The sequence below is a fragment of the Clostridium drakei genome, from assembly GCF_000633595.2.
GTDB lineage: Bacteria > Bacillota > Clostridia > Clostridiales > Clostridiaceae > Clostridium_AM > Clostridium_AM drakei.
This window is the reverse complement of the sequence record NZ_JIBU02000013.1, coordinates 1-20,784: the sequence shown is the minus strand read 5'-3', so window position 1 is coordinate 20,784 and position 20,784 is coordinate 1. Positions and strand designations below refer to the sequence as shown.

Annotated in this window: 24 protein-coding genes; all 24 read left to right on the top strand. The window is 28.9% G+C overall.

Translation table 11 applies throughout. The annotated features are described in order from the left end of the window. The first annotated feature begins 91 nt into the window (after positions 1–91). A complete protein-coding gene (gene spoIIIAA, locus EG57_RS0207325; RefSeq protein WP_032076596.1) occupies positions 92–1,018 on the top strand; it encodes a stage III sporulation protein AA in 927 nt (308 codons plus the stop codon). Between the two features lies 1 nt (position 1,019). Continuing rightward, a complete protein-coding gene (spoIIIAB, locus tag EG57_RS0207320) occupies positions 1,020–1,538 on the top strand; it encodes a stage III sporulation protein SpoIIIAB (RefSeq protein ID WP_029160991.1) in 519 nt (172 codons plus the stop codon). A gap of 40 nt (positions 1,539–1,578) precedes the next feature. Then, on the top strand, positions 1,579–1,776 hold the full coding sequence (spoIIIAC, locus tag EG57_RS0207315; RefSeq protein ID WP_007060027.1) for a stage III sporulation protein AC: 198 nt from the start codon (positions 1,579–1,581) through the stop codon (positions 1,774–1,776). 90 nt (positions 1,777–1,866) lie between these two features. Further along, positions 1,867–2,250: a stage III sporulation protein AD gene (gene spoIIIAD, locus EG57_RS0207310; RefSeq protein WP_029160990.1), complete on the top strand. Its 384-nt coding sequence runs from the start codon at positions 1,867–1,869 to the stop codon at positions 2,248–2,250. Between the two features lie 9 nt (positions 2,251–2,259). Next, positions 2,260–3,423: a stage III sporulation protein AE gene (gene spoIIIAE, locus EG57_RS0207305; protein WP_032076595.1), complete on the top strand. Its 1,164-nt coding sequence runs from the start codon at positions 2,260–2,262 to the stop codon at positions 3,421–3,423. A 31-nt stretch (positions 3,424–3,454) separates the two neighbouring features. Then, positions 3,455–4,045: a stage III sporulation protein AF gene (gene spoIIIAF, locus EG57_RS0207300; protein WP_032076594.1), complete on the top strand. Its 591-nt coding sequence runs from the start codon at positions 3,455–3,457 to the stop codon at positions 4,043–4,045. Positions 4,046–4,061: 16 nt separating this feature from the next. Then, entirely contained in the window at positions 4,062–4,697 is a 636-nt protein-coding gene (spoIIIAG, locus tag EG57_RS0207295; RefSeq protein WP_032076593.1) for a stage III sporulation protein AG, read from the top strand. Between the two features lie 59 nt (positions 4,698–4,756). Continuing rightward, entirely contained in the window at positions 4,757–5,263 is a 507-nt protein-coding gene (locus EG57_RS0207290; RefSeq protein ID WP_032076592.1) for a SpoIIIAH-like family protein, read from the top strand. Positions 5,264–5,412: 149 nt separating this feature from the next. After that, the gene (locus tag EG57_RS0207285; RefSeq protein ID WP_029160985.1) at positions 5,413–5,805 is read left to right on the top strand and encodes an Asp23/Gls24 family envelope stress response protein; all 393 of its coding nucleotides are present in this window, start codon (positions 5,413–5,415) and stop codon (positions 5,803–5,805) included. Between the two features lie 152 nt (positions 5,806–5,957). Beyond that, complete coding sequence (nusB, locus tag EG57_RS0207280; RefSeq protein WP_032076591.1) at positions 5,958–6,425, top strand: transcription antitermination factor NusB; 468 nt, start codon at positions 5,958–5,960, stop codon at positions 6,423–6,425. A 57-nt stretch (positions 6,426–6,482) separates the two neighbouring features. Beyond that, positions 6,483–7,682: an exodeoxyribonuclease VII large subunit gene (gene xseA / locus EG57_RS0207275; protein ID WP_032076590.1), complete on the top strand. Its 1,200-nt coding sequence runs from the start codon at positions 6,483–6,485 to the stop codon at positions 7,680–7,682. A 30-nt stretch (positions 7,683–7,712) separates the two neighbouring features. Then, on the top strand, positions 7,713–7,931 hold the full coding sequence (locus tag EG57_RS0207270; protein WP_032076589.1) for an exodeoxyribonuclease VII small subunit: 219 nt from the start codon (positions 7,713–7,715) through the stop codon (positions 7,929–7,931). Between the two features lie 33 nt (positions 7,932–7,964). Then, a complete protein-coding gene (locus EG57_RS0207265) occupies positions 7,965–8,846 on the top strand; it encodes a polyprenyl synthetase family protein (RefSeq protein WP_032076588.1) in 882 nt (293 codons plus the stop codon). Positions 8,847–9,086: 240 nt separating this feature from the next. After that, a complete protein-coding gene (locus tag EG57_RS27240; RefSeq protein WP_278246449.1) occupies positions 9,087–9,215 on the top strand; it encodes a hypothetical protein in 129 nt (42 codons plus the stop codon). A 380-nt stretch (positions 9,216–9,595) separates the two neighbouring features. Next, entirely contained in the window at positions 9,596–10,144 is a 549-nt protein-coding gene (locus tag EG57_RS0207255) for a membrane protein (RefSeq protein WP_032076587.1), read from the top strand. Between the two features lie 2 nt (positions 10,145–10,146). Continuing rightward, a complete protein-coding gene (gene dxs / locus EG57_RS0207250; protein ID WP_032076586.1) occupies positions 10,147–12,009 on the top strand; it encodes a 1-deoxy-D-xylulose-5-phosphate synthase in 1,863 nt (620 codons plus the stop codon). Between the two features lie 17 nt (positions 12,010–12,026). After that, complete coding sequence (locus tag EG57_RS0207245; RefSeq protein WP_032076585.1) at positions 12,027–12,851, top strand: TlyA family RNA methyltransferase; 825 nt, start codon at positions 12,027–12,029, stop codon at positions 12,849–12,851. Further along, positions 12,848–13,729, top strand: a complete 882-nt coding sequence (locus tag EG57_RS0207240; RefSeq protein ID WP_032076584.1) for an NAD(+)/NADH kinase — start codon at positions 12,848–12,850, stop codon at positions 13,727–13,729. Before EG57_RS0207245 ends, EG57_RS0207240 begins: the two co-directional genes overlap by 4 nt. After that, positions 13,698–14,150 (top strand): arginine repressor, encoded by a 453-nt coding sequence (locus EG57_RS0207235; protein WP_032076583.1) that lies wholly within the window; start codon positions 13,698–13,700, stop codon positions 14,148–14,150. The genes EG57_RS0207240 and EG57_RS0207235 overlap by 32 nt, the downstream gene beginning before the upstream one ends. Before the next feature lie 51 nt (positions 14,151–14,201). After that, complete coding sequence (locus tag EG57_RS0207230) at positions 14,202–14,651, top strand: arginine repressor (protein ID WP_032076582.1); 450 nt, start codon at positions 14,202–14,204, stop codon at positions 14,649–14,651. Between the two features lie 22 nt (positions 14,652–14,673). Continuing rightward, entirely contained in the window at positions 14,674–16,374 is a 1,701-nt protein-coding gene (recN, locus tag EG57_RS0207225; protein WP_032076581.1) for a DNA repair protein RecN, read from the top strand. A gap of 190 nt (positions 16,375–16,564) precedes the next feature. Further along, complete coding sequence (spoIVB, locus tag EG57_RS0207220) at positions 16,565–17,773, top strand: SpoIVB peptidase (RefSeq protein ID WP_032076580.1); 1,209 nt, start codon at positions 16,565–16,567, stop codon at positions 17,771–17,773. A 220-nt stretch (positions 17,774–17,993) separates the two neighbouring features. After that, positions 17,994–18,809, top strand: coding sequence for a sporulation transcription factor Spo0A (spo0A, locus tag EG57_RS0207215; RefSeq protein ID WP_032076579.1), 816 nt, complete (start codon positions 17,994–17,996; stop codon positions 18,807–18,809). Positions 18,810–19,449: 640 nt separating this feature from the next. Beyond that, positions 19,450–20,712 (top strand): arginine deiminase, encoded by a 1,263-nt coding sequence (gene arcA / locus EG57_RS0207210; RefSeq protein ID WP_032076790.1) that lies wholly within the window; start codon positions 19,450–19,452, stop codon positions 20,710–20,712. Positions 20,713–20,784 lie beyond the last annotated feature (72 nt).

The following is a 20,784-nucleotide window of genomic DNA, read 5'->3' as shown; positions in this document are numbered from 1 at the left end:
AACATTTATATGGTCTTTTTTTAAAATTATTTTACATCGATATGGAATAAATTTGAATAAACAAAAATAGAAATAGATATAAAGGAAGGAGATGAGAAAAATAGATACGAAAGAAATTTTTAATATTTTACCAGAAAGTATAAAGAATTTTATTACAGAAGCTTCATTGAAAGGAGAGCTTCAAGAGATAAGAATAAGAGCAGACAAGCCCTTAGTATTTGAAAATGGGAAAGAAGAAATGATATTTAAGTATATACCTAATAGGGAAGATTTAAAGTCAATTGTACAAAGGATAAGCAACTATTCCATATATGCCTTTGAAGAAGAAATAAAAAAAGGATATATAACCATTAGAGGAGGCCATAGGATAGGAATATGTGGAAGATGTGTTATAGAAAAAGATGAGGTAAAGACAATTAAAAATATAGCATCTCTAAATATAAGGATATGTAGAGAAGTTATAGGATGCTCTGATTCGTTAATGAATTTTATCACTAAAAATAATAATGTGATAAATACAATAGTAATTTCTCCTCCTAAATGTGGAAAAACTACTTTAATAAGAGATATTGTAAGAAATATTTCTGATGGAATGAAACAAAAGACATTTGTAGGTAAAAAAGTTTGTGTAATTGATGAAAGAAGTGAAATAGGAGCCTGTTACAATGGAATACCTCAATTAAAGCTAGGATTAAGAACTGATGTTTTAGATAGTTGCCCTAAAAGTCAAGGAATAATGATGGCAATAAGGAGTATGTCTCCTGATGTTGTTGTATGTGATGAAATTGGAACATATAAAGATATGGATAGTATTTTATTTGCATTAAATTCAGGAGTAAATTTAATTACTACGATACATGGATATGGAATAGAAGATTTATATAAGAGACCAGTTTTTAAAGAAATTGTAGAAAATCAAGTATTTAAAAGAGCAATAGTATTGAGTAGTAATAATGGAGCAGGTACCGTTGAATATATATATGATTTTAAAAATAAATCTAAAATATGGGAGCGTTAAAATGTTAAAGATTTTAGCATGTATTATTATAATAATTGCATCCACGGCAATAGGATTTAATTATGGGGATAGTTTTAAAAAGAGGACAAAACAACTTAATGAGCTTCAAAGATGCATTAATCAACTTCAGAACGATATGATTTATACGTTTACTCCGTTACCAGAAGCTATTTCTAACATAGCTGAAAAGAGCAAATATCCTATAAAAAGCATATTTGAAGAAATTTCAAGTTTATTATTTTCTAATGCTGTTGATAGTGCATATGATGCATTTTGTAAAGTTTTTAATGATAAAAAAGAAGTTTTAAATTTAAATAAGGAAGATTTAAATGTAATACTAGATTTAGCTAAGACTCTTGGAGAATGTGATATAGATGGAGAAAAAAGAATGTTTTCACTAACACTTGGTAGTTTAAAGAAACAAATTGAAAATTCTGAAATTTCCATGAATAAAAATGTAAAGATGTGCAGATACCTAGGATTTTCATTAGGAGCTATGGTGGTTATAATGCTAATTTAGATTAGTAAATATTCTTTACTTGAAAAGGGAGGGGTTAAAAATGCTAGACATAAGCTTAATATTCAAAATTGCAGGTGTAGGAATAGTAATAATAATTATAGATAAAGTTTTGGAGTCAAGTGGCAAAGGGGACTATGCTGTAGTAGCAAATTTGGCTGGTATATTAATAGTGCTTATGATGGTGATAAATTTAGTTAATAAACTATTTACTACAGTGAGAACAATGTTTCAACTTTAGGAGGTTAAAAGATTAAATGGATTTTAACGGGTAATTTTGATATTAAGAACAAGCAAAATCACCCAGTGTTTAAAACGAAAGGAGGAAGCTATGGAGATAATAAAGATAGTTACATTTGCCTTTATATCTCTTTTTATAGTAATGATTTTTGAAAATAGAAGAAGCGATTTAGCAATATATGTAAGTATGGCAGTAGGAATACTTATTTTTCTATTTATGATAACAAAGATTACGTCTATATTGCAGTTTATTCAAGAATTATCAGCTAAGTCCAATATAGATTTTGTATATCTAATTACTGTATTTAAAATATTGGGGATTGCTTATCTTGCTTCCTTTTGCAGTGAAATATGCAAAGATGCAGGTCAAGGCAATATAGGCACAAAGGTTGAATTTGCCGGTAAGATTTTAATTTTAGCACTGGCAATTCCTATACTTATGGCTGTATTACAGTCAATATTAAAAATTATGTAGGTGTTTATTATGAAGAAAATTATATGTGTTTTATTTATAATTTTTACTATGTCTTTTAATGTACAAGCAGCTGAAAATAATAATTATTCAGAAAGTTTAAAAAATCAAAGTCAAAGTGAAGAAGTTGAACAATTATACAATTATATGTCCAATATGAAAACTAAATATGAAGTATTAAAAGATGTGGATATAAAGGAATATGTAAAGAGTTTTATAAAAACAGGCGATGGAAAAATATCAACTAAAAAGGTTTTAAATGCAGCTGGTAGTTATCTGTTTAGAGAAGTAATTGCTTCTTTAAAGCTTCTTGCTGTTTTAGTTGCAATAGCTTTAATTTGTGCATTGCTTACAAATCTTCAAAAGGCATTCAGCAGTGAAGATTTATCTAATATAGCATATTTTGCGTGTTACTCTCTTTTAATAATAATAATGGCAAAAAGTTTTTATATGGGAGTAGATATTGCAAGAACAACAATAAAGGAAATGACAGATTTTATGACAGCACTTATTCCAGTACTAATAATGTTAATTGCAAGTGTTGGGGGATTTGTAGAAGCAGCAGTAATGGATCCAGTAATTATAGGTACAATAACAATAAGCGCAAATTTATTTATGAATATAATAATTCCTGTAATATGTATGGCATTTGTACTTCAATTTGTAAATAATATGTCCAATGAATATAAAATAGATAAACTTACTAAATTATTAAATCAGGTCACATTGTGGTCACAAGGAATTATAATGACAGTCTTTATAGGGATAATTACTATAAGGGGAATTACTTCTAAAACTATTGATGAGGTTACAGCTAGGACGGCAAAGTTTGCAGTAGATAATTTTGTACCTATTGTTGGAAAGAGTCTTTCTGATGCTATATCAACTGTAGCTGGCTATTCTATATTATTGAAAAATGCTTTAAGCAGCTTGGGGTTAATTATAATCATTATAATAATGCTTTTTCCAGTGTTAAAAATTTTAATCATGGCATTTATGTATAAACTCACAGCAGCTTTAATAGAGCCTATTAGTGACAGCAGGCTTGTAAATTGTATAACTTCTGCAGGTGATTCTTTGATACTTATAGCCTCTTGTCTTATAAGTGTTTCAGTTATGTTTTTCATAATGGTAGCTATTATTGCATCAGCTGGAAAAGTGATGATGGGAGTGTAAATTAAAAAACTTTAGAAGAAGGTGATAAAAGTTGATTCAATCACTAAAAGCATGGATTATAACTATTTGTACAGCGGTGTTTTTTATTACAGCTGTAGAAATGATTCTACCAAATAATAGTTTGAAAAAGTATGCAAAATTTGTATTAGGATTAATTTTAATTACAGTTTTTATAAATCCTATAATAAAACTATTTGATAAAAACTTTGATATAAATACCTATACAAGTAATGCAGTACAGTGTATAGATAATAATAGTAAATTTAATGATGATTTTAACAAATACAAGGAAAAAAGTATAAATAGTACTTTGGAAGCTTTTAAATTAAATCTACAAGATAGCTGTGAAAAAAAATTAAAGGAAAAATATCCAGACAGTAGTTATAAAGTTCAAGTAGATGCAAATTATGATAAAGAAAAAGAAAAAGTTGAAATAAAAGATATTAATGTAGGTATAAAAGAAGGTACTGTGGAAAAAATTAAAAAAATCAAAATAGGAACAAGTAGTAAAGTAGTTAATAATCAAGATAGCGTAAATGATGAAGAAAGTTTAAATATTACAACATATTTAAGCAAGGAACTAAATGTTTCTAAAGACATAATAAAGGTACACAAACTATGAAATAAGGAGGTAAACTATGAATTTAAAGGATTTAAAAAAGTTGTTTCAAAAACAAGGGGATGAAGAAAAAAATGGTTATCTTAATGATAAAAATAACAGAGCCAATTTATTTATAGCTTTTTTAGTAGGAATATTAATTCTTATAAGTATTAGTTTTTTTAAGACTTCAAATACACAGATAAGTGCACAAGATAAAAATAATACAAAGACAACTAAAGAACAACAAAAAACAGAAGAACAAAATACAGATCAAGAGCAATATGAAAATGAAGTTCAAGATAAACTTAAAGGTACTTTAGAAAAAATTGAAGGTGTAGGTAAAGTAGATGTTATGGTTAGTTTTGAAAGTGGAGAGGAACAAGTTCCAGCAGTTAATGTAAGTGATTCTACAAACACTACAGAAGAAAAGGACAATGAAGGTGGAGTAAGAAATTCAACTCAAAAAAATAATGGTAGTACAGTGGTTATAACTAATGATGGAAGTAAATCCAAACCTCTTATAGTTAAAACATATAAACCAAAGGTTTCAGGAGTTTGTGTTGTGGCAGAAGGATCTGAAAACAAGCTTACTGAACTCAGAATAACAAAAGCTGTGGTCAACTTATTTAATATATCTGAAGATAAAGTTAATGTTTATCCTATGAAAAAATAGTATATATAAAAATTTTAAAGCATATAATTTTTTAGAAAGGTAGATGGGGGGAATTAATAATGAATAAAAAACAAGCTGTAATTATTGTTGCTCTTCTAGCGCTTATTGTTTGTGCTGGAGTGCTTGCTACAAAGCTTAATAATCCTTTATATGTAAATGGGGGAGATAATAGTGCTGGAAAAAGTACAGTATCACTAAATAATAGTAGTAGTAAAGATAACAAGTCTGAATTCTTTGAAGAAGCTAAAATAACAAGAGATAACAAAAATGCTCAAACATTACAGACATTAAAGACTTTTATCGATGATAAAAATGTTACCAGTGACAAAAAGAATGATGCTTCTAAAAAATATACAGATTTAGCTATGAATACTAACTATGAATCTAAAATAGAAACTACTCTTAAGAGTAAAGGATATGAAGATGTATTATGTTCTATAGAAGGAAGTAAAGCTAGATTAGTAGTAAAAGCAAAGGACAAACTAACGGATAAGGATACAAGAGATATGAAAAATGTAGTTATGGGAATAGCAAAAATACAGGAAGTGGAAATTGAAACTAAATAAAATAAAAATTTATTATGGAGAATATAGAATGAAAATTTCTTAATTCTCTTTTTTTTAGCATAAAAATTCTGTGTTTGTAAAAGATAAATCTATTTGGTATAATATAAATAAGATTTTTGATTTACGTCAAGAACTAGGGGGTATTGCCAATGGAAGATAATGTTAAAAATGAAATCGACTTAGGTATTGTTAAAATATCCGATGAAGTAGTTGGTGTAATTGCAGGATTAGCAACTACGGAAGTAAAAGGAATAGTAGGAATGAGTGCTAGCCTTGTAGGTGGAATAACTCAGATATTAAGTGGAAAGAAAAACCTGTCAAAGGGTGTTAAAGTAAGCGTTGGAGAAAGTAGTGCAGCTATTGATTTATATGTAGTAGTAGAATATGGTATAAGAATACCTGATGTTGCATTAGAAGTACAGGATAATGTAAAAAAAGCTGTTGAATCCATGACTGGACTTAGCGTTTCAGCAGTAAATATACATGTTCAAAATGTTATGATACCAAAGGTAGAAGATTCTGTAGAAGATATTGAAGAATAGTATTTGCACCCTCTGAATTCAGAGGGTGTTTCCATGTTTTAGTAAATATTTATGCTAGTACACTTGAACTACATAAATACTTTAAGTATAATTATATCTAAACTGAGAATAATTAATAATAGAATATTATCTGGCAAAATTAGGAGGAAGAAATGAACAGAAGAAAATCAAGAGAACTAGTTATGAAGTTATTGTTTCAAATGACTATAAATAAGGAAGATTTCAAGGATGTTATAGTAAACTTGAAAGAAAATATAGAGTTAGACAAAAGTGAGTTGCAAATTACAGGTATTGAAGGTAAAAATGAGATAGACCCTGAAAATATTGACCTAAAAGATATAGATATGGAATATGTAATAAGAGTTCTTAAAGGAGTACAAGAAAATAAGGAAGCTATAGATAAAAAAATTGAAAATCATCTTATAAATTGGAAGCTTAACAGATTATCTAAGCTAGATATAGCTATATTAAGGGTGTGTACTTATGAGTTTTTATATGAAGAAAATATTCCTAAAAGTGTATCCATAAATGAAGCTATTGAATTAGCTAAAAGATATTCAGGAGATAAGTCTGCAGCATTTATAAATGGAGTCTTAGGCAGCATGATTAAGGAAAAATAATTAAGATTTAGACATTGAATTGAGTTTTCAATGTCTAATTTGTAAAGGTGAATAATAATGTATATTAAAACTTTAACTGTATCTGAGTTAAATGGTTACATAAAAAAGTTAGTGGATAATGATTTTATATTGGGAAACTCCAATGTAAAAGGAGAAATATCTAATTTTAAACTTCATAGTAGTGGACATATATATTTTTCTATAAAGGATGAATACAGCAAAATAAATTGTGTTATGTTTAGAAGTTCAGCAAAGAATTTGAAGTTTATGCCTGAAAATGGAATGAAGGTTGTAGTTAAAGGAAGAGTTTCTGTTTATGAGAAGGATGGAGCATATCAAATATACTGTAATGATATAGAGCCAGATGGTGTTGGAGAGCTTTATATGGCTTTTGAGAAGTTGAAGAGTAAACTTCAAAGTCAGGGATTGTTTGAAGTAACACATAAGAAGAAAATACCTTCTTATGCTAGAAAAATTGGAGTAATAACTTCACCTACTGGTGCGGCAATAAGAGATATAATTAATGTGTCAAAAAGAAGGAATAGTACTATAGAACTTTTAATATATCCTGCTTTAGTTCAAGGAATGAATGCTAGTGAAAGTATAATAAAGGCTATAGAGTACTTAAACAAAGTTAATGATATAGATATTATTATATTAGCAAGAGGTGGAGGTTCTATAGAAGAATTATGGTGTTTTAACGATGAAAAGCTGGCATATTCAATATATAATTCAAAAAAAGTTATAATAACAGGGGTAGGACATGAAACTGATTATACTATAGTAGATTTTGTTAGTGATAGAAGAGCGCCAACACCTTCAGCTGCGGCTGAATTAGCAGTATTTAACCTGGAAGATTTGCAAAGTAAAATAAATTCTTATAAAAACAATTTAAATAATTTAATAGATTTTATATTAAAGGAAAAAAAGAATTCTTTAGAATTAATTAAAAGAAACTTAGATGTTAATAGTCCTTATTCATATATAGTAAATGAATATAACAACATTGATAGATTAAAGGAATTAATGAATATAAAGATAAAAACAAGGTTAGAAAAGGAAAAAGAAAAACTTATTAAGGCTAATTCTTTACTTACAGCACATAATCCAATGAATATACTAAATAAGGGGTATGCTCTTATTGAAAGTGATAAAATAGGTGTTGTAAACACCATACAAAATTTAAGAAAATTAAATAAGGTTAAAATTACTTTAAAAGATGGAAGTGAAGAGTTTTACTTAAATATTAAAAATTAATTATAGAAATTTGAGAGTGAAGGTGATCTTGTGCCCAGAAAAAATGAATCTTATGAAGCTATGGTAAAAAAGCTAGAGGAAATAGTTAACGAAATGGATACAGGAAGTTTATCTTTAGAAGAAAGCATGAAAAAATATGAAGAAGGTGTAAAGCTTACAAACAAATTATATAAAATTTTAAGTGAAGCAGAAGGAAAAATAAAGCTTTTCACAGAAGCAGGGGAAAAGGATTTTAAAGTAGAAAGTTAGATTTTATTAACAATTAAGAATGGGGAATGTGATATGGAGAAAGAGATATCAATAGAACATTTGAGAAATAGCATTGAAAATTGTTTGGGGAGTTATTTTAAGGACAAAGGAAGTTATAATAAGAAAATTTATGAAGCTATGGAGTATAGTTTAGGTGCTGGAGGAAAGAGGATAAGACCGTTACTCTTACTACTTACCTATATGCTTTATAAAGATGATTTTGAAAAAGTTTTGCCCATAGCTTCAGCTGTAGAAATGATTCATACTTACTCATTAATCCATGATGATTTGCCATGTATGGACAATGACGATTTAAGAAGAGGGAAACCTACAAATCATAAAGTATTTGGAGAGGCAGTGGCTGTTCTTGCAGGAGATGGACTTTTAAATGAAGGCATGAGTATAATGCTAAAAAGTTGTATAAATCAACAGTACAATTTTATAAAAGCATGCAGTATTATTGCTGAAAGTGCAGGAGCTGAAGGTATGGTTGGAGGTCAAACTGTTGATATATTAAGTGAAAATACTAAGATACCAATTGATCAATTATATTACATGCATAGTAAGAAAACAGGAGCTGTTATAAAAGCATCTATAATAGCAGGAGCAGTACTAGGTGAGGCTCCAAGAAGAGATATAGAAAATTTAGATTACTATGGACAAAAGCTTGGACTTGCTTTTCAAATAAAGGATGATATTTTAGACATAGTTGGAAATACAGAAGTTTTAGGCAAAAAAGCTAAAAGTGATTTGGATAATAATAAGACCACATTTATTACAACATATGGATTGAATAAATGTATTGAAATGTGTAATTCAATTACAGCAGAATGTATAGAAGTGCTGGATAACATTTCTGGAGATACATCTAAATTGAAAGATTTAACACTATTTTTATTAAATAGGGAAAAATAATATTGTATTTGTAGCATTATGGTGAATTTGGATTTAAACATACTTTGAATATATAAAAAAGCTATGATATAATGTTTTACTGTAAAATATAAAAGGTGGTGCAGTATTCTAGTCAGGTAAGTGATTTTTGAGGACGGGGCTAAAAATCCGTCAAAGGGCATATCGATGAAGTTCCTTGTGCTGGCTTATGACGCCCAGTCATGGGTTGGTGCTGGGAGTAAGGAGGATGGGGCGGCCGCAATGGCATGCGCAACTGACCCTACCACCGTGGAGACCATTGCTTGTACATGTGGCGAGATGCCTAGTGTACGTCAATGGATTAAACCTGTAATGTGGTGTAAAAGCTATGTGCAGTGTAGCCTGCCTTGAGTGGATTTAGGTGGATGTAAGTTTAAATCTGAAGTTTTGGCCAAAAAATTCAGGCTATTGCTTAAAGAAACCTATTCTGCAAAAGAGGCTAGAAAAGCACCTAACTGTTGAGGAAATCTCCTAGACTGTTTTGAGCAAAAGTATATTAGGGATTACAGTGCGGACTAAGTGGCGATCTAGTTCTATTTATGGCGACAATGTAGATAGAGTATTAAAGGGAAACCGTCCAAATGGCGACATTTAGATTACTCTATGGGAAATCCTACTAGACCTAAGCCGCAAAGTTTACCTAGTATGCTACCACCAATGCATATTTTAAAGTGAATGGAAGTTTTAAATTTTAAAACTTGGTTATACATAACTTTTGGAGGAATGAATATTTGGGAAGTAAATCTAATAATAAAAAGAGTAATACTAAATGGATTTTGAAAGTTATTTTTGGCTCCATGATAATTTGCGGAAGTATTTCTCTTTTGTCCGATGTGCTACTAAAAAAAGTAAATATCTTAGTAGCTTTTATTATATTAATTTTTATTATATTTACAGGAATAATATCTGATATTATAGGCGTAGCTGTTACTGCAGCTAATGAAATACCATTTCATGCTATGGCATCTAAGAAAGTAAGGGGCGCTAAAATTGCTATAAAGCTTATAAAAAATGCAGATAAGACATCTAGTATATGTAATGATGTAGTAGGTGATGTATGCGGAATAGTAAGTGGTTCTATAGGTGTATACATAGGAAGTAAGGCTCATTTACTTTTTCCAGGCGTAAATACATATATTATAAATACACTTATAGGAGTGGCTATAGGAGCTTTTACTATAGGAGGAAAGTCTATAGGAAAGAATTTAGCCATTAACAGAAGTAATGAAATACTATTTAAAGTTTGCAAAATAATATATTTTTTAAAAAAGGATAGATAAAAATGTCAAATATACTAGAAAATTATAAAGGAATACATGAAATAAAACATATGTCATTGAAACAACAACAACAATTAGCTGGTGAAATAAGAGAATTCTTAATAGAGAATGTTTCAAAAACAGGAGGTCATCTTGCGTCTAATTTAGGTGTTGTAGAATTAACATTGAGTTTATTCAACATATTGGACTTGGATAAGGATAAACTTATATGGGATGTAGGACATCAAGCTTATGTACATAAATTACTTACAGGTAGAAAAGAAAAATTTAATACTCTGAGACAATTTGGAGGTATAAGTGGATTTCCTAAAAGCTCAGAAAGTATTTATGATTTTTTTGAAACAGGACATAGCAGTACATCAATATCAGCAGCACTTGGAATGGCTAGAGCTAGAGATTTAAAGAGACAAACACATGAAGTAGTAGCTGTAATAGGTGACGGAGCTCTTACTGGAGGTATGGCATTAGAAGCATTAAATGACGCAGGATATAGAAAGACTAAGTTAATAATAATATTAAATGATAATCAAATGTCTATAGGAAAAAATGTAGGCGGAGTATCAAAATATCTTAATAAAATAAGAATTGATCCTAAGTATAATAAATTTAAATTAGAAGTAGAAAGTGCATTGAAAAGGATACCTAATATAGGTAAAGGCATGGCTAAATACTTAGAAAGAATAAAAAATGGAATAAAGCAGATGATAGTTCCTGGTATGTTTTTTGAAGATATGGGAATTAAATATTTAGGTCCTGTTGATGGACATAATTTGAAAGAGCTTACAGAAGTATTGTCAAAAGCCAAAAATATTAAAGAACCTGTAATTATACATGTAATAACAAAAAAAGGAAAAGGTTATGAATTTGCAGAAAAGAACGCTGGAAAATTTCATAGTATAGGACCTTTTCATTGTGATAGTGGAGAAGCATGTGCTGATTCATGTGTTACTTATTCAAAGGCTTTTGGAGAGGAAATGGTTCGCCTTGGAAAGCATTACAATAATGTAGTGGCAATAACTGCAGCTATGAGAGACGGAACAGGTCTAGGTGAATTTTCGAAAGTTTTTCCAAGTAGATTTTTTGATGTAGGTATTGCAGAACAACATGCAGTAACTATGGCAGCAGGTATGGCCAAGACTGGATTAAAACCTGTTTTTGCTGTTTACTCAACATTTCTTCAAAGAGCATATGATCAAATATTACATGATGTGTGCATACAAAGATTACCTGTTATATTTGCTGTTGATAGAGCTGGAATTGTAGGTCAGGATGGTGAAACACACCAAGGAGTATTTGATTTGTCATTTTTGACACATATACCTAATATAACAGTAATGTCACCTAAATGTATTTTGGAACTTAAAAATATGCTTAGATGGTCTGTGGAACAAAATTATCCTATAGCAATAAGGTATCCAAGAGGCGGAGATAATGAGAAAGTTCTAATGGAACCTATCAATGATTTTACATTAGGGAAATGGGAAGTAATCAGTAAAGAAGGAAACATAGTATTAATTGCTCAAGGAAAAATGGTTCAACATTCTATTTTAGCAAAACAGAAGTTAAAAGAATTAGGCATTAGCGTAAGTGTTGTAAATGCCTGTTTTATAAAACCTATAGATAAAGAATTAATTAAGATGTTAGTAGAAGAAGGCATGAATATTGTAACTATAGAAGATAATGTTATAAGAGGGGGACTTGGATCATATGTACTTGAATATATAAATACTCTTGATAAAAAGGTAAAAGTTATTAATCTTGGATTTAAAGATGAATTTATAACTCATGGAAAACCAGATTTATTGTATAAGTTATATGGATTAGATGTTGAGGGAATTGTAAAAAATGTATTGAAAATAGTATAAGAATAAAGGAGTTTACTATGTCAGAAGCGAAAGAAAGACTTGATGTATTATTGGTGAAAAAGGGATTATTCTCTTCTAGAGAAAGAGCTAGAGCCAGTATAATGGCTGGAGAAATATTTATAGATAATCAAAGAGTTGATAAGTGTGGAGAAAGGGTAAAAGAATCTTCAAATATAGAATTTAAAGGAGAAAAACTCCCTTTTGTAAGTAGAGGAGGATTAAAACTTCAAAAAGCTGTAAAGAATTTTAATATAGATTTAAAAGATAAAATGTGTTTGGATATAGGTGCTTCTACTGGAGGATTTACAGATTGTATGCTTCAAAGTGGGGCTAAAAAAGTTTTTTCTGTAGATGTAGGCTATGGACAGTTTGCATGGAAGTTAAGAACAGATCCAAGAGTGGTATGTATGGAAAGAACTAACGTGAGATATTTAAAACCAGAAGATGTAGGTGAATTGTCAGATTTTGCTAGTATAGATGTATCATTTATATCCTTAAAAAAAGTAGTTCCAGCAGTTTTAAATTTACTTAATGAGAGTGGAAGAATAATGGCCCTAATAAAGCCACAATTTGAAGCAGGTAGAGAGAAAGTTGGAAAAAAGGGAGTAGTAAGAGAAAAATCAACTCATGAAGAGGTTGTTAAGGAAGTTGCAGAATTTGTTCAAAAGCAAAACGTAAAAATAATTGCATTAGATTATTCACCTATAAAGGGACCTGAAGGAAATATAGAATATTTAATTTATTTTACTAAGGAAAAAGATTATATTGGAACTTATTGTGAAGATGATATTATGAATGTAGTAAATTCAGCACATGCTAATCTTAATGGGGAGGCACTATGAAGAATATAGGTATTAATGTAAATACGACAAAAGACCAAAGAAGAAAAATGTTAGATTTTATATTAAAAACTATTTATAATGAATGTAAGAATATTAATATTAGTGTATATGAAGATTGCATAGGGTTAAATGAGAAAAAAAGTTATGAACTAGATATGATTATAGTTTTAGGCGGAGATGGAACAATATTAAATACTGCAAGACACATAGCTAAATATGATGTGCCTATTTTTGGAATCAATATAGGGCATTTAGGTTTTTTAGCTCAAGTAGAAAGTTCAAACATAAGTTATGCTATTAAGAGTATTTTAAAGGGAGATTATGTTGTTGAAGAAAGAACAATGCTTCAGTGTAGTTATGAAAAAGATGGTGTAATAAATCAGCATGTAGGGTTAAATGACGTAGTTTTATCAAAAGGAGTTTTGGCAAGAATAGTAAAATATAAAATTTATATTGATAATAAATATTATAACACTTTTGCAGCTGATGGAATAATAATAAGTACCCCTACAGGTTCTACAGCATATTCTCTATCAGCAGGAGGACCTATAATTTATCCAACTTTAGATAATTTTGTTTTAACTCCTATGTATTCGCAAACTGTTGGGGCAAGAACTATAGTTTTAGATGGGAAAAGCAATATATCTATAAATTTCCCTAAAAATAATGAAAACATATTTTTGTCTATAGATGGTCAAGAGTGGATAGAAGTGGATAAGGCTCAATCTGTAAATGTTTGTAGTGCAAAAAATAAATGTAAATTAGTTAAACTAAATAGTAATGATTATTTTGATACACTAAGAAAAAAAGTTACATTTAGATCAAAGGGATACGAAGGTGAAGAATATGAAAGTGACAAGACATGCCAAAATACTTGAAATCATAAGTTCAAAGGATGTTGAAACACAAGAAAGTTTAGCAGAAGAACTAAAGATAAGTGGAATGGATGTTACACAAGCTACTGTTTCAAGGGATATTAGAGAATTAAAATTAATTAAGATTTTGGGTGATAATGGGAATTATAAATATGCTACTAGGGTACATACAGAGAGTTTTCTATCAGATAAACTAATGAACATTTTTTCCCAAACTGCAATTAGTGCTGAAAATGTAGACAATTTTATTATAATAAAAACCATAAGTGGTTCTGCCAATGCAGCAGCTGAAGCTATTGATTCATTAAACTTTAATGGCATAGCTGGTACTATTGCAGGAAATAATACCATTTTAATATTGGCTAGGGATACTGATAAAGCGAAAACAATAATTCAAGATATGAAAAAAATAATTTCTCAATAGGATATAATGTGCAAAAATTACATATAGGCAAAGGAATGTGAAGGTGAAATTATGAAGATAACCAGACATGCTAAAATACTAGAAATTATAAATTCAAAAAACATTGAAACACAGGAGGAACTAGCAGAAGAATTAAGAAAGAGTGGTATGGATGTTACACAGGCTACTGTTTCAAGAGATATAAAAGAATTAAAATTGATCAAAGTTTTAGCTGATGACGGTAATTATAAATATGCAACTATAGTACATACAGAAAGTTTTCTATCAAATAAACTTATAAATATATTTTCCCAAACTGTGGTTAATGTTGAAAATATAGATAAATTTGTAATTATAAAAACTATGACAGGATCTGCTGCGGCGGCTGCTGAAGCTATTGATACATTAAATTTTGATGGTGTAGCTGGTACTATTGCAGGAGATAATACAATATTTTTGCTAGCTAGAGATAGTGAAAAGGCAGAAATTATAGCACAAAAAATGAAAAAAATGATTTCTTAAAGTAGGGAGGCATTTAGAAATTATGCTTCTTCAGTTAAATATAAAAAATTTTGCATTAATAGAAAATTTAAGCATATCTTTTGATGATGGATTCAACGTGCTTTCAGGTGAAACTGGAGCAGGAAAATCTATAATTATAGATGCTATAAATTATGTTCTTGGCAGCAAGTTTAATAAAGATTTAATAAGAACTGGTGAAAATAAAACCTTTGTAGAAGCAATTTTCACGTTAACAAATTGTAAAACATTAGAAATGTTGAAACGAAATGATATAGGTGTTGATAGTGATGAATTGGTTATAATAAGCAGAGAGACTTTTCAATCAGGAAAAAGTATTACAAAGATTAATGGAAAATCAGTATTGATAAATACTTTAAAGTCAATAAGTAGTACTTTGCTGGATATTCATGGACAACATGAAAACCAAAATTTATTATCGGCAGAAAATCATATTGATTATGTAGATTCTTATGGAGAAGAAAACTTAAGAGAATTTTTATTAAATTATAGGGAAAAGTATGATAAACTTTGTGAAATTGAGAGCAAAATTAATGAACTTGCAGGTAAAGATGGAGAAAGAGATAAGCTAATAGACTTTTTGAAATATCAAATAGATGAAATAAATTCCTTAAAATTAAAACAAAATGAAGATGTAGAGCTTGAAGAAAAATATAAAGTACTTTCAAATGCAGAAAAAATAAACAATACATTAAATAATTCATATGCTTGTCTTTATACTGGCAGTGAAGAATCGATGTCTATTCATGATAATTTAGGAGTTGCTATAAAAGATCTTTCTTTAGTACAGGAAAATCTATCCCAAATAAAAGGAATAGTAGATGTTTTGAAAGATGCCTATTATTATATTGAAGATGGAATAGAACAGATAAGAAGTATAAAAGATGATATTTTTTATGATGAAGGAGAACTAGAATATATAAATAGTAGGATATATCAAATAAATGGAGTCAAGAAAAAATACGGTAATAGTATAGATGATATCTTAAAGTATAGGGATAAAATAAAATTTCAATATGATGAAATGATAAATAGCAGCGAGATAATAGAAAATTTAAAGAATGAAAGAAATAATTTAATGGAAGAGTTAAAGATATATGGAGAAAAGCTTCACAAAGAAAGATGCAAAATAGCTGATGAATTACAGTTAAGGATAAAAAACGAATTAGATTTTGTGGGGCTTGAAAAGAGTACATTTAAAGTAAATATAGAGTTTCAAACAAAGTTCTACTTAAATGGTATGGATAAAATTCAATTTTATATATCAACAAATCCAGGAGAACCTTTAAAACCTCTAGAGAAAGTAGTATCAGGTGGAGAACTTTCCAGAATAATGTTGGCATTAAAGACTGTATTTGTTGACAAAGATCATATACCTTCTGTAGTATTTGATGAAATAGATACTGGAATAAGCGGAAGAATTGCTCAATGTGTGGCAGAAAAGATGTATGTTATATCTAAAAATCATCAAGTTTTTTGTGTAACCCATCTTCCACAAATTGCTTGTATGTCAGATATACATTATTGGGTATCTAAAAAAGTCAAAGATGAAAAAACCTATACTACAATTAGAAAGATGAATTATCAGGAAAAAGAATATGAAATAGCTAGAATGATAGGAGGCTCTGAAGTTACGAAGTTGACTTTAGAACATGCTAAAGAACTTATAAAAATGGCTAATTCTAGAAAAAAATTAATTATATAAAAACTGCAAATTTTTGCAGTTTTTTTTATTTATTTAATAATTCAATCCCATAGATGTGAATTATAAATTTTTACTGAAAATTTTAGTGTAAAAATAAAAAGATGACTTTAAATGAAAGTATATAATAGCATAATAAGCGCTTGTAAAGGGAAACTTAAAATCAGATAAATTAAAGACAGGAGGCAAAAGCATGGATAAAAAAATTAAAAAAATGTTATGCTGTATTTTAATTCCTATCCTGTTATTAATGATAGTTTCTTACTATAAGGCACAAAATATACCTACTACTATATTTATAAGAGAAGGTGAAATTTTAAAATCTGACAATCTAATAAAACTAAGAGAAGCAGATAAAACAAAAAATATAGATTTGGAAGATAAAAAAGTAAGTGTAAATTTATTAGGGATATTGCCTGTAAAATTTGTGTCACTAAAGTCTGTAAGTAACTCCATAGTTTTATATCCTGGAGGTCAACCAGTAGGTGTGAAACTTAATACAAAAGGAGTTTTGGTGGTAGCTTTATCTGATATAAAAACAGAAAAGGAAAAGATAACTAGTCCTGCAGCTTTAGCTGGCATACAAATAGGAGACAATATTATCAAAATAAACAATTGTCTTGTTAAGGATTCAGAAGATGTTCAAAAACAAGTAAATGACTCAAATGGAGAAGAATTAAAAATAATAATAGAGAGAAAAGGAGAAGAAATTGAAAAGAAAGTTAAACCTATTAAAAATCCAGAAGATGATAATTTAAAAATAGGACTATGGATAAGAGATTGTACAGCTGGGGTAGGAACATTAACTTTTTATGATGAAAAAACTGGAATGTTTGCAGCATTAGGTCATCCTATAACAGATATTGATACTGGAACTATTTTAAATATAAGTTCAGGGGAAATAGTACCATCCTCAATTATATCAGTAAAAAGAGGGTTAAAGGGCAATCCTGGTGAATTGAAGGGCATATTTGTAAATGAAGAAAATATAATAGGCAAAATATATAAAAATACTAAATGTGGTATTTTTGGTAAAGGAAGTAGTGAGCTAGTCAATAGAAATATTAAACCTATGAAAATTGCATTGAGAAATGAAATAAAAGAAGGACCAGCTAAGATTTTAACAACTGTAGAAGGAGAAAAACCAAAATTTTACGATATAAGAGTAGAGAAATTGCTAGCACAAGATTCACCAGGACCTAAGAGTATGGTAATAAAGATAACAGATCCTGTTCTTTTAGCCAAGACTGGAGGTATTGTTCAAGGAATGAGTGGAAGTCCTATTATACAGGAAGGAAAAATAATAGGTGCAGTAACTCATGTGCTCATAAATAAACCAGATACTGGCTATGGCATATATATAGAATGGATGCTTAAAGATGCTAATATTTTATCAAAATAAATAAAAATGCAGATAAATAAAAATATTGATAAATAAAAATACAAATAAATTTGAAATAATAGGAAAAAGTATGATAGAATAAAGTTAGATAGCATAAATTATGCTATCTTTTAAATTTAATATAGAATTTTTTATTTCTAAGAAGGAATTAAATTAGTTTTGTCGAATTAATTAATTTGTTAAGAAATGGAAATTAAAATAATAAAGGGGAGTAAGAAATATGGAAGAATCAAAAATAAGTGTGATTATTGCGGATGATAATAAAGAGTTTTGTAATATTCTCAATGATTATCTTTTAAACCAGAGGGATATTGTAGTAACAGGTATTGCAAAAGACGGATTAGAAGCATTAAAACTTATAGAGGAAAAGCATCCGGACTTGGTAGTATTAGATATAATAATGCCGCATCTTGATGGTCTTGGAGTTTTAGAAAGACTAAGTAGTATGAATATAGATCCTATGCCAAGAATAATTGTTCTTTCGGCAGTAGGACAGGATAAAATAACTCAAAGAGCTATAACACTAGGTGCAGACTATTATGTAGTAAAGCCATTTGATATGGATGTTTTTACCAAGAGAATAAGACAAATGTTTAATAATACCATAAGTAATGGAGATGAACCTAAGAAAACAATTTCATTTATTGATACTACAGGAATTAAATTTACTAAAAACGAACCTACTAATCTTGAACAGGAAATAACAAACATAATACATGAAATAGGAGTTCCAGCACATATAAAAGGATATATGTATTTAAGAGAGGCTATAACTATGGTAGTAAACAATATGGAACTTTTATCTGCAGTAACAAAAGAGTTATATCCTTCTATAGCTAAAAAGTATAATACTACAGCAAGTAGAGTAGAGAGAGCAATAAGGCATGCTATAGAGGTTGCATGGGCTAGAGGACAAGTAGAAACTATAAACAAGATATTCGGATATACTATACACAATGATAAAGGTAAGCCAACAAATTCAGAATTCATTGCGATGGTTGCTGATAAGCTAAGATTAAAAAATAAGGTATGTTAACTAGTTGTATTAATACCTTAATGTGTATACACATTATACGTGCAAGCCAACTTATATTTTTATAGGTGAAATGCACACCTCCTTATTGGTTGCTAAAGTATAAGCACTAATAGGGAGGAATTTTATAATCATTTTAAAGATAAATTTAAAATTGAATTATTAAAAACATCTTTTGTATGTTGGTTTAAATAATCAATATACAAAAGGTGTTTTTATTTTGTCAAAAATTACTGAAAATTTATTAAAAATAATAAGGAATAGTATTCAGTGAAAAGTATAAGCTTTATAGGATTGTGAAATTTATATGACTAAAAAGTTATTTTTTTGACAAAAATAACTTTTTTTTTTTGAATATTTATAAAAATATATGTGCTACTAATTAGTTTAATTGTTAAAATTACGCAATATCATTTTTTTGACTTAGCATAATAACATAATAAGTTGAATATTTATTCTTTTTTAAAGAAAATATTCCAAAATCAGGCATTGACAACGTTTTTTTTTTTATTTATAATGAATCCATAAAAGGTAGTAACCATTTTGGTGGTTACTAAAAGTTAAGCATTAAATATCAATTATCAATTATTAATTGTTAAATTTATATTTTTGTATTAAATGAGGAGGGATAGTTTTGGAAACTATAGAAAGAACTAAAACTAAAGAAGATTTAACTAGAAAAAATAACGCTTTAAATGTTACATCAGAAATAGGTAGATTAAAAACAGTTTTACTACACAGACCAGGACAAGAAGTAGAAAATTTGACTCCTGAACTTCTTGAAAGATTGTTATTTGATGATATTCCATATTTAAAGGTAGCACAGGAAGAGCATGATGCTTTTGCAAAAACTTTAAGAGATTGTGGAGTAGAGGTTCTTTATCTTGAAGGACTTGCTGCAGAAGCTATTGAAGATAAAGCGGTTAAAGCTAAATTTATAAGCCAGTTCATAGATGAAGCTGGAGTTGAAAGTGAAGGATTAAAAGCAGCATTAACAGAGTACTTAAATACTTTTTCTAATAAAGAAATGGTAGACAAGATGATGGCAGGAATAAGAAAAGAAGAATTGGATTCATATATAAGAAACTCACTATATGACCAAGTAAACGATTTTTATCCTTTCATATGTGATCCAATGCCAAACTTGTATTTTACAAGAGATCCATTTGCAACAATTGCTAATGGAATCACTTTGAATCATATGAGAACTCAAACAAGAAATAGAGAAACTATATTTGCAAAATACATATTTGAAAACCATCCAAGATTTAAAGGTAAAGATGTTCCACTATGGTTTAATAGAGATGAAACAACATCTCTTGAAGGTGGAGATGAATTAATTTTAAGTGAAAAAGTTTTAGCTATAGGTATTTCACAAAGAACTGATTCAGCTTCAATAGAAAAAGTTTGTAAGAGATTATTCCAAATGAATACAAATTTTGAAACAGTATTAGCTTTCCATATTCCAGCATCTAGAGCATTTATGCATTTGGATACTGTATTCACTATGGTTGATTATGATAAGTTCACTATACATCCTGAAATAGAAGGACCATTAACAGTATATGAAATAACTAGAGATAAAAAATCTGCTAGTGGATTAAAAGTTGAAAAACAGACTATGGAATTAGAAGCTGTATTAGAAAAGCATCTAGGAAGAAAAGTGACACTTATAAGATGTGGTGGTGGAGATAAAATCCATGCTGCAAGAGAACAATGGAACGATGGTTCAAATACTTTAGCTATTGCTCCAGGTGAAGTTGTTGTATATTCAAGAAATCATGTAACAAATAAAATTTTGGAAAGTTATGGAATAAAACTTCATGTTATTCCTTCTTCAGAATTATCAAGAGGAAGAGGAGGCCCAAGATGTATGAGCATGCCTCTTTATAGAGAAAATCTTTAATTAGTATGTAATGTAAGGGAGAAATGAAGAAATGGCATTTAATTTAAGAAACAGAAACTTTTTAACATTGAT